Here is a 10,300-nt window from a genome sequence, read left to right on the forward strand (position 1 = left end):
AAGGGGGCCACGCATCCTGCGCGAAAAGTCAAGTGATTTCGTGAAAAATTTTTCATTTCCTTGCCAAGTGGTTTTGATCGGAAACTCTAAACTCTAGTTAAAGATCATTCGATATTGAAAATGCTTGAATACATCGTAGCCCATCCACTAAAGGCCAATTTTGTCGTGGCAACGTGTCTTGCCATGCCGATTTTAATTGGAATTGGTCTTCTCGTGAAATATTCACCAAATCGGGCCAAGAGTCTTTCAAAAATGTTTCGAAGGACTGTCGAAGCGATCACGCTGTGGTGGATCTTGTCCATCGCCTTGATCTGCCTGTTTCCCAAAAAATCGAATATCTGCTTTGTCAACGGATCCAATGCTACGGAGCGCGCTATCGTATTAGGGGCATTGTTTGAGACGAAACACGAAATCGGCCCGTCCGGCATGCTCAATGTCGAGATTTATGGATTCGGTCATACTGACATTCGATTCAGCGAAACCATGGCCACGCTTGATTCGGGGACGTATATTGTCAATCTTTCTGACAAAAAAGTCGATTACGAAGTGGTTCTTTATGCAGATAAAGATATAGCCGAGCACATGTCCAGCCTCTATCTGCATAGCAATCGAGAATATGGACTTGGGAAAGGTGTGCATAAAATCGTAGGGCATGCAAAAACAAATATTTATATCGATGGTCAAAATGCACCAAGTAATATTTATGCAAATGATAATATGTCATATTATATTATTAGATGGTCAAAATGATAGTTTTTTCAGAAATAAATAATTTATAAAATTTTTTACATAAATATAAAAAAATATATTGTTCTACTTGGGGAAATATCCTTGAAATCTCTCGGGTGCTCTCGCAGTCGGATCGACGCTCCAGCAATCAATCCAAGAAGTCCAGTGTCGGGTCGAGAGCTAACGGTTGACGATATTTGGACGTCGAAAGCTCCAAAAATTTGGTGATTGCATGGCAGGGGCAAAAAGGGGTATTTTATTTCATTCCAACAGTATTTCAACCCTTGGGAGAAACCGTATGCCATCGATTTTTTGGTCCAAGTTCAAGGTGCTCATGGTTTGCATCCTTTCTTTTCTGGTCACGGCTTCCGTGGGATGCGACTCGAGCAGCAGCGATTCCAGCAACGACGAACTGATTGCCCGGATGAAAAACGCCACCGATCGGGTCATCGAGACGACCCATGTGCCGGGAGTCGTGGCCCTGGTGGCCGACCATTCCCGGGGCATCGATTGGCTCTACGCGGCCGGGCTGAGCGACATCCCCAACAAGATTCCAGCCAACGAGTCATTCACCTTCAGGATCGGGAGCAATACCAAGACCTTCACCGTGACCGTTCTCCTCCAGTTGGTGGCCGAGGGTCGACTCTCCCTTGACGACAAGCTCTCGAGGTTTCTTCCAGGATTTCCCAAGGCGGATCAGATCACCATTGCCATGCTCTGCAATATGACGTCGGGGATATTCAACTACACCGAGGATATTCAGTTCATTCAAATGGCGACCGAAGATCCCGAAAGGTTCTGGCCGCCCCAAGAACTCGTCGACGTCGCGGCCAGGAATAATTCATATTTCGAACCTGGAACAAGCTGGAAGTACTCGAATTCCAACACGATCATCGTGGGTATGATCGTCGAGAAGATCACCGGCAATTCCCTGGAGTCGGAAATAGCCGACAGGATAACCGGGCCTCTCGGTTTGATGAACACCGGGCTTCTGACGTCGGGTGTGGGGCTGCCCGGAATTCATGGCAGAGGCTACTACGCCCAGGAATACGAGGAAGGGGATGATCTTACCGAATACCTGGACGCTTCAACGACCTGGGCCGCCGGATCGGCTTATTCGGCTCCGAGAGAACTGCAACGCTATGTCGAGGCCCTGGTCGGCGGTGGACTGCTTTCAGACGAGATGCAACAGATCCGGTTCCATGAGTACATGGTTCAGTTGACGGAGAAGGCCGCCTATGGACTCGGCATCCTGAAGCAGGGAACCTTCTTTGGCCACAACGGGTCCATTCCGGGATTCACTTCAATCATGTGCCACAGCGTTGAAAAGAACTGTACGGTGATCATCTATTTCAACTGCCAACTCGAGGAGTACTCCCCGGACACGCTTTTCCTCGAGTTCATGAACATTTTGTACGGGAACGATTATTGAGCTCGGCGGACAGGTTATGGCCGTCATGGCGGCACATGCAGCCCGAGTGAATTGATCGGCTTGAGGACATGAAAAATCGGCCCCGGAGAATTGTCTCCGGGGCCGTTTGCGTTTTGAGCGAGGCCGGAATCAATAGCTGTAGGTTCCGCTCCGGTAGCTGGCGTCGTGGATGCCGAAGACCACGGTGGTCCAGCGCAGGCAGGTGAAGGATTCAGTGTAGGTCTTTTTGCTGCTCTTCATGATCCGTTCCTTTGTTGGAAACCGTTCTTGCATGCGGGACTATTTTGGGACAAAGTAAAATCGTTTGAGGTTCGGGTCAATACAAGTCGGCGCCGGGTTCCGGATTGTTTTGGCCTGGGATGGACTTCGTCGGCGGTCGGACCGACGTTGCCATCTTCCAAAATCCGGCCAGGAGCAGCCGTGAGCCTGAAAGCCAAAACCGTCACCCTGCTGGCGGCATCCGCCACAATCATTCTAGCCGCCGTCGGACTGGTCCAGTTTTCGGTCCTCAAGGCCAGGACCTTTCATGTCATCGAGACCCAGATCCAGCGGCAGCTCGGGCATCTGGACTTTGCCCTGACCAGGTTCTTGAACGACGTGGAGCACGATCTGTCGGTTCTGGCCTCGGACCCGCGGGTTCGCAGCACCAACGACGAATCCTTCACCTCCTTTCTTCAGGCCGACGAGGCAACGTTTCAATACGATATCGGGCCGGACGAACTGGGAATTATCGACTTGTTTCGGGCCTTCCGCCAGAGCCATCCCCACGTCAATTCCGTGTACATGGGTCGGGAGAACGGGAGCTTCGTCCGTTCTCATCTCCGGGAGCGCCCGACCCGCTACGATCCCCGAGATCGAGCCTGGTACACGCTGGCCCGGGGTTTTCCCGGACATGTCCAGCGGACCCCTCCCTATCGGTCCGTGACCAGCCCGGACGTGAACATCGGCGTTGTCACTGCCCTGGCTGAGGACGACGGGACACTGCTGGGGGTGCTGGGCGCGGACATCACCCTGGGCGGATTGACCGAATACATGTCGGACTTTGTTCTCAGCCACGAAGGGCGGGTGCTTCTTCTGGACGAGGCAGGCATCGTCCTGGTCGCTCCCGATCCGACCTGGCTTTTCTCGCCGGTGACCGAGGCCTTTGCCGACGGGGCCGAGTTGGCCGGGGCCTTGAATGGGAAGCATCTCTTCCTCGAAGGGCCCGCCGGCGGAATGCACGCCTATGTTCACCGGTCTTTGGGAACCGGCTGGACCCTGGTAGGCCTCTTGGACGACAATGTGGTCGGTCGTGATGTCAGGGAAACGGTTTTTCGCAATCTGGCCTTTCTGGCCGCGGCGGTCGTCCTCCTCGGCCTGGCGGCCCTGGTCGGATTGTACCGATCCATCCTGGCCCCGGTGGCCGATTTGACCGAGGGGACCGAGTTCGTTCGGAACAGCGGTGATCTGTCTTTCCGTTTTCCCCAAGGTTCCGACGACGAACTGGGCCGGCTGGCCAGGGCCTTCAATCGGATGCTGGAGCGGCGGCAAGCGGCCGAGGGCGAACTGCGGACCTCGCGTGAGGAACTCCGCAGGGAGCGGGATCTTTTGGATTTGAGGGTCCGGGAGCGGACCCTCGAACTGGAGCGTTCGAACGCGAATCTGACCCGGGAGGTGGCCGAACGGACCAAGGCCGAGGTCGAGGCCAGGGAGGCCAACCAGGCCAAGAGTCTGTTTTTGGCCAATATGAGTCACGAAATCCGGACCCCCATGAACGCCATTCTGGGCTTCACCCAGATTCTGCTCCGAGATCCGAGCGTGGCCGGGGACCATCGCCGTTCCCTGGAGACAGTCCACCGCAGCGGCGAGCATCTGTTGATTCTCCTGAACGACATCCTGGAGATGTCCAAGATCGAGGCTGGAAAGATGGTCCTCAATGTTGAGGACTTTGATCTTTCGGCCTTGCTGGGAGATCTGGGGGCCATGTTCCAGGTTCTGGCCCGTGACAAGGGCCTGACCTTGGAGACGGATTCGGCTCCGGATCTGCCCCGCTGGGTTCGGGGCGACGGACAGAAGCTCCGGCAGGTCCTGAACAATCTTATGGGTAACGCGGTCAAGTTCACGGACCGTGGCGGGGTGGTCCTGCGGGCCTCGCTTCTGGAAGACGATGAGTCCAAGAAGCTGGGCCTGGTCTTTGAGGTCGAAGACACCGGGCCGGGCATTCCCAAAGAATCACTTGAGGCCGTGTTCACCCAGTTCGAGCAGGTGGGGTCCGGAGGGAGTCGCAAAGGCGGCACCGGTCTGGGGCTGGCCATAGCCAAAGCCTATGTCGAACTCATGGGCGGGGAAATGGTGTTGGAGAGCAAGGTTGGTCTGGGGAGCAGGTTCCGGTTTACGGTCCACCTAGAACAGGGGCAGGCCCGCCGGGAATCCACGATCAGGGGGCTGGACCGGCCGGTCCGGTTGCGGTCTGCACAGGGCGAGGTCCGGATCCTGGTGGTGGACGACAACGAGGACAACCGGGAGATCCTGGTCCGCCTTCTGAATGAGGCCGGGTTCGACACCCGGGAGGCAGCCGACGGCCGACAGGCCCTGGAGGCCTGCGGGGAGTGGTTGCCCAACCTGATTCTGCTGGACATGATCATGCCGGTCATGGACGGCTTCGACTTCCTGACCGCCTTTGGCCGTGAGCATGGTCCGGACCTGCCCCCGGTCATCGCCGTGACGGCCAGCGTCCTGGCCTCTCAAAAGGAGCGGGTACTGTCCGCCGGGGCCGTGGGCTTTCTGAAGAAGCCCTTCAAGGCCGAGGAGCTGTTTGAGCTCTTGCGCCATCATCTGAGAATCGAGTACGAGGATGTCGAGATATCCTGGCAAGACATGGCATCTGGCCCGGTTCCGGAAGATATTTTTCGAGCCGATTGTTCCGATCTGGACAAAGAGACCCTGGAGGCCCTGCGGGATGCGGCCCTGGCCTTGGACGTGGATCGGCTGCGGGTACTTGTCTCGGAACTGGGTCGGGAACGGTCCGATCTGGCCTCGGCCATTCTTGGTCTGCTGGAATCCTTTCGGTTCGAAGAACTGCAACGTCTGCTTCGTCTGGAGGGTGACCATGAATCCTGATGTCCAGACATCCATCCTGGTGGTGGACGACGTGCCGGCCAACCTTCAGCTGCTGAGTTCGATCCTCAAAAACGGCGGCTACCGGGTCCGACCGGCCATCAGCGGACCTCTGGCCCTGGAGGCGGCCCGGCACAGTCCTCCGGACCTCATACTTCTCGACATCAGCATGCCAGAGATGAACGGGTTCGAGGTCTGCCGGAGACTCAAGGCCGATCCGAAGCTGGCCGACATTCCGGTCATCTTCATCAGCGCCCTGACCGAGGCCGAGGACAAGGTTCGGGCCTTTGCCGAGGGAGGCCTGGACTATGTGACCAAGCCGTTCCAGATGGAGGAGGTTCTGGCCCGGGTACGCACCCACCTGGCCCTGCGGGCTGCGGGCAAGGAATTGGAGCGCAGGAACGCCGAGCTGGAAGAGGCCATGGACCGGCTCCGCACAACCCAGGGTCAGCTCATCGTATCCGAAAAGATGGCCGCTCTGGGGGTTCTGGCCGCCGGGGTGGCCCACGAGATCAACAACCCGGTCAATTTCGTCCAGACGAGCTGCCACGGACTCCAGAAGGACGTCGAGGATCTGGCGGCCCTGGTGGCGGCCTACCGGCAGGTCCTAAACGAGAATCAGCAACGATGTTTGGCCGACCTGGAGCGGCGTCTCGACTATGAAACCTTGCGGGCCGAGATCCCGCAGCTTCTGGATCATGTGTTCGACGGCCTACGGCGGGCCGAGAGCATTGTCCGCAGCCTACTGTCGTTTGCCCGGACCGACGAGGACATGGAGCCGGATCTGGACCTTCGGGATGTGGTCGACTCGGTCTTGGTGGTGCTTCGCAACCGTTTCAAGGACCGGGCCAAAGTCGAGGTCCAGGATGCCAGGCCTCCGTCCGTCCGGGGCAACCGGGGCAAGCTGTCCCAGGTGGTTTTGAACCTTCTGACCAATGCCCTGGACGCCGTGGAAGGTCGGCCAGACCCGGAGCGCCGCCGGGTCTTGGTGAGTTTTGGAGACGAGGTTAGAGAAGGGGCGGCATACGCCGTCCTGCGGGTGGCCGACACCGGGCCGGGCATTCCCTCGGAGCTTCGGACCAGGATTTTCGACCCCTTTTTTACCACCAAGCCCGTGGGCCGGGGCACCGGCCTGGGGCTCTTCATCTGCAACAATCTGATAGAGGAACATGGAGGAATCATGGAAGTCGAAAGCGCTGAAGGACAGGGCGCGACCTTTTCCGTGTATCTGCCGGTGTCTGGAGCGTCTGGAGACGAATCATGAGCTCCAGTGAGAATTCGAGCCGGACCGACGGGTTCGACAGGCGGATGGAACCTCTGTCCAAGGCGTTGCAAACCATGAGGGAAAATTGTTTCGGGCCGGCCGACGGTTCGGAGCACATCATCCGGGGAGGGATGACCATGACGGGAAATGAACGACCAATAATCCTCTACGTCGACGACGAGGCTGAGAACCTGGCCAGCTTCAAGGCCCTGTTCCGGCGGGAATACGACGTCCGGCTGGCTGCCTCGGCCCAGGAAGCTTTGGACATCATGCGTTCCGAGCACATCAACGTCCTGGTCACGGACCAGAGGATGCCGGACGTCTCGGGTTCGCGCCTGCTGGAGCAGGCCGCCGAGGAGTTTCCCAATGTCATCCGTTTTCTGTTGACCGGGTACAGTGACTTCGACCCCCTGGTGGACGCCATCAACCGGGGCAAGGTCCAGGGTTATTTCAGTAAGCCCCTGGACCCCAAGGACTTCACCAGCAGGGTGGATCGGGCCCTTCAGCTTTGCCTGCTGATGGAGCGCAACGATCAACTCCTCTTGGAACTCCAGAAGAGTCAGACTCAGCTCCGGCAGGCCCACAGGCTGGCCCGCATCGGGATCTGGAGCTGGGAGCGGGACAAGGATCTGGTCGTCTGGTCCGAGGAGCTCTACCGCATCTTCGAGCGCGATCCAGCCCTTCCCGCTCTGTCACCGGAGGAAAGTCTGGGGCTCGTCGTACCGGAAAGCCGGGAAGTCTTGAGGACATCGCTGTCAGCCTCCCTGGAGGAAGGTCGACCCTTCAACATGGAGGTGCGGATCAAACTGAACTCGGGACGATTTCGCTGGCTGAACATTTTTTGCGGTCCGCTGCTGGACGAGCATGGCGCCATAGTCGGCCTGCAGGGCACGGTCCAGGATGTGACCGAGCGGAAAATGGCCGAGCTGGAACTCCAGCAGGCCAAGGAGGCGGCCGAAAAGGCCAACCGGGTCAAGAGCGAGTTTTTGGCCAACATGAGCCATGAACTCCGCACTCCACTGAACGGCATTTTGGGCATGATGCAGCTCCTCATGAACACCGATCTGGACGAGACGCAGCTCCAATATGTGGAAATGACCGTTCGGTCGGGCAAGAGACTGACGGATCTGCTGGCCAACATCCTGGATCTCTCGGCCATCGAGGCAGGAAGAGTCTCCCTGGTGCGGGAGCCGTTCAGCCCCGGGGATATTCTTGACGCGGTGGAGGATAGCTTTGGTCCAGTGGCCAGGCAGAAAGGCCTCAAACTTGATCTGATGCTGGACGACGATGTGCCGGATTTGGTTTTGGGGGATGTGGTCCGGATCCAGCAGGTTTTGTTCAATCTGGTGGGCAACGGCTGCAAGTTCACCCAAGAAGGTGGGGTCGACGTTGAAATTTCTCGAATTCACCGAGAAGATTCGGACCGGATCTGGCTACTCCTGAAGGTCAGCGACACCGGAATCGGAATTTCCGACGAGATCATGGGGGATCTTTTCCAGCCATTCACCCAGGCTGATGGGTCCATGGCCCGCCGTCACGAGGGGGCCGGCCTCGGACTTGCTCTGGTCCGCCGTCTGGTGGAAATGATGGGTGGAACCATCTCGGTGGAGAGCGAGGTCGGCCGGGGGACCAGCTTTCACGTTGTTTTACCCTTGTCTGCGTTGGACGGACATCCTTTGGAGACTTCGGTTGTGGTGGAAGAGATGGGCGGCAAGGCCCAGAAGGTTCTGAACATTCTTCTGGTCGAAGACGACCGGGTCAACCGGCTGGCCTTGCAGGGACTTCTTGAGCGTCGCGATTGCACGGTGGAGACAGCCGGGGACGGTCGGGAGGCTTTGGATATCCTGAAACGGGGAGGATTCGATCTGGTGCTCATGGATATCGAGCTCCCGGCCATGGACGGGCTGGAGACGACCAGGGAGATCCGGGCCCATGACGGCTCGGCCTTCGATCCCGGGATTCCGGTGGTTGCTTTGACGGCCCACGCCATGACCGGGGACCGGGAGCGGTTTCTGGCCGCGGGCCTGGACGACCACCTGGTCAAGCCCGTGGACATGAACATATTGGACAAACTCCTAGCCGAAATCCGGCAGAGGAAGGAGCAATAGTCGTGGTTCCGAGATCGCTACGCGGGAAGCTGGTGGCACTTGTCGTGGCCGCGGTCTTTCCGGCCCTGGTCATTATTTTTTACTCCGGGTTCGAACGTCAGAACAGGGAGCTCGAGCAGGCCAAGAGCCGTGTCCTACATATTGTTCACGGCCTGGGCGCGGTCCAGGAACGGTTGGCCGCCTCTGTGGAGCAGCTTCTGATTGCCTTGGCCAAAACCCCCATGGTCCGGGAACGGGATCTGCAAGCCTGCACGGGCCTGTTTCGGGGTCTGGCGGAGGGCAACCCCTTCTATCATAATGTCGTGCTGGCCGATAGCGACGGGACCATGCTGGCCGCTTCCCTGCCGTTTTCCGGGGTGAGCATCGCCGACCGCAGCCATTTTCAGGAGGCCGGACAAAACCTGCGATTCACGGCCGGAGAATACGTGGAGGCCAAGATCGATCCCAGGCCGATCTTCGTCTTCACTCTACCTCTTGTCGACGAACACGGAGACTTTGACGGGGTTCTGGCCGCGGCCATGGATCTGCAGGGTTTCGAGCCCCTCTTTTCCCGCGAGCATTTGCCCCCCGGGGCCTTTGCCGGATTGGTGGACCGGGCCGGAAGACGGCTGTTCCGGATACCTGCCGACAATCCCGAGACCTTTCCCCTGGGTGTGCCCATCAGGGGGGAGGTCTGGGACTTTGTCTCGGGGACGACGGAGGAGGTGGCCTTCATCGAACGGATTTCCAACGAGGTTACCCAGATCCTTGCCTGTCATCCACTTTGGCTGCCAGGCGACGAACGGCCCTACATGTACATGGTCGTCGGCATTCCCAAGGCCCAGGTTTTGGCCGAGGGCAAGGCCCTGCTGGTTCGGGACGCGGGCCTCTTGATCCTGGCCGCGTTTCTGGCCCTGATCACGGCCTGGGTCATGGGAACAAGGACCGTGGTTGGTCGGTTCCGGCGGCTGGAGAAAACCGCCGAGGCCCTGAGCCGGGGACGGCTCGATGCCAAGACCGGGCTGGACTATCGCGACGGCGAGCTGGGCCGTTTGGCGGAGGCCTTTGACCGGATGGCAGAGCAACTGGGCGAGAACCTGGCCGAGGAACGGCGGATCAAGAAAGAGCTGATGATCGAGAGGGACCGGGCTGAGATGGCCAACCGTTCCAAGTCCGAGTTTCTGGCCAACATGAGCCATGAGATCAGGACTCCTCTGAATGGCATCATGGGCATGATGCAACTGCTTCAGATGTCGGCCTTGGACGGGCAGCAGAAGGAATTTGTCGGTCTGGCCGCCGATTCGGTCCAACGTCTGAATCGGCTTTTGTCGGACATCCTGGACCTGTCCCGGGTCGAGGCCGGGAAGCTGGACATCCACCGCGCTCCCTTCGAGATCCGGACCCTGGAGGACTCGGTTCTCGGATTGTTCACCATCACCGCCCAGGACAAGGGACTCGAACTGATCTGTGTCACGGACCCGACCCTGCCTCGAAGGCTGGTGGGCGACGAGGCGAGGATCCGCCAGGTCCTTTTCAATCTGGTGGGTAACGCCTTGAAGTTCACGGACACGGGACGGATTAGCGTCGAGATCACGGCCTTGCCTGAGAGGCCTTCTGGAGAGATCCGGGTCCTGTTCTCGGTGTCGGACACGGGCATGGGCATTCCCGAAGACAAGATCAGAGATATATTCC

At 58.4% G+C, this 10,300-nt stretch carries 6 protein-coding genes; all 6 read left to right on the forward strand.

Annotation, left to right across the window (positions count from 1 at the left end; all coding sequences use genetic code 11):
• Nucleotides 1-120 precede the first annotated feature (120 nt).
• Complete coding sequence (locus tag EOM25_09810) at nucleotides 121-750, forward strand: hypothetical protein (GenBank protein ID NCC25471.1); 630 nt, start codon at nucleotides 121-123, stop codon at nucleotides 748-750.
• Between the two features lie 211 nt (nucleotides 751-961).
• Nucleotides 962-2,161: a class A beta-lactamase-related serine hydrolase gene (locus EOM25_09815; GenBank protein NCC25472.1), complete on the forward strand. Its 1,200-nt coding sequence runs from the start codon at nucleotides 962-964 to the stop codon at nucleotides 2,159-2,161.
• Nucleotides 2,162-2,581: 420 nt separating this feature from the next.
• Nucleotides 2,582-5,260, forward strand: a complete 2,679-nt coding sequence (locus tag EOM25_09820; GenBank protein ID NCC25473.1) for a hybrid sensor histidine kinase/response regulator — start codon at nucleotides 2,582-2,584, stop codon at nucleotides 5,258-5,260.
• Nucleotides 4,995-6,521 (forward strand): hybrid sensor histidine kinase/response regulator, encoded by a 1,527-nt coding sequence (locus tag EOM25_09825; GenBank protein ID NCC25474.1) that lies wholly within the window; start codon nucleotides 4,995-4,997, stop codon nucleotides 6,519-6,521. Before EOM25_09820 ends, EOM25_09825 begins: the two co-directional genes overlap by 266 nt.
• On the forward strand, nucleotides 6,518-8,629 hold the full coding sequence (locus EOM25_09830; protein NCC25475.1) for a response regulator: 2,112 nt from the start codon (nucleotides 6,518-6,520) through the stop codon (nucleotides 8,627-8,629). Before EOM25_09825 ends, EOM25_09830 begins: the two co-directional genes overlap by 4 nt.
• Nucleotides 8,630-8,631: 2 nt before the next feature.
• A partial coding sequence (locus EOM25_09835; GenBank protein NCC25476.1) for a hybrid sensor histidine kinase/response regulator occupies nucleotides 8,632-10,300 on the forward strand: 1,669 nt, incomplete at its 3' end.

It is taken from the genome of Deltaproteobacteria bacterium (genome assembly GCA_009929795.1).
Taxonomy (GTDB): Bacteria; Desulfobacterota; Desulfovibrionia; order Desulfovibrionales; family Desulfomicrobiaceae; genus RZZR01.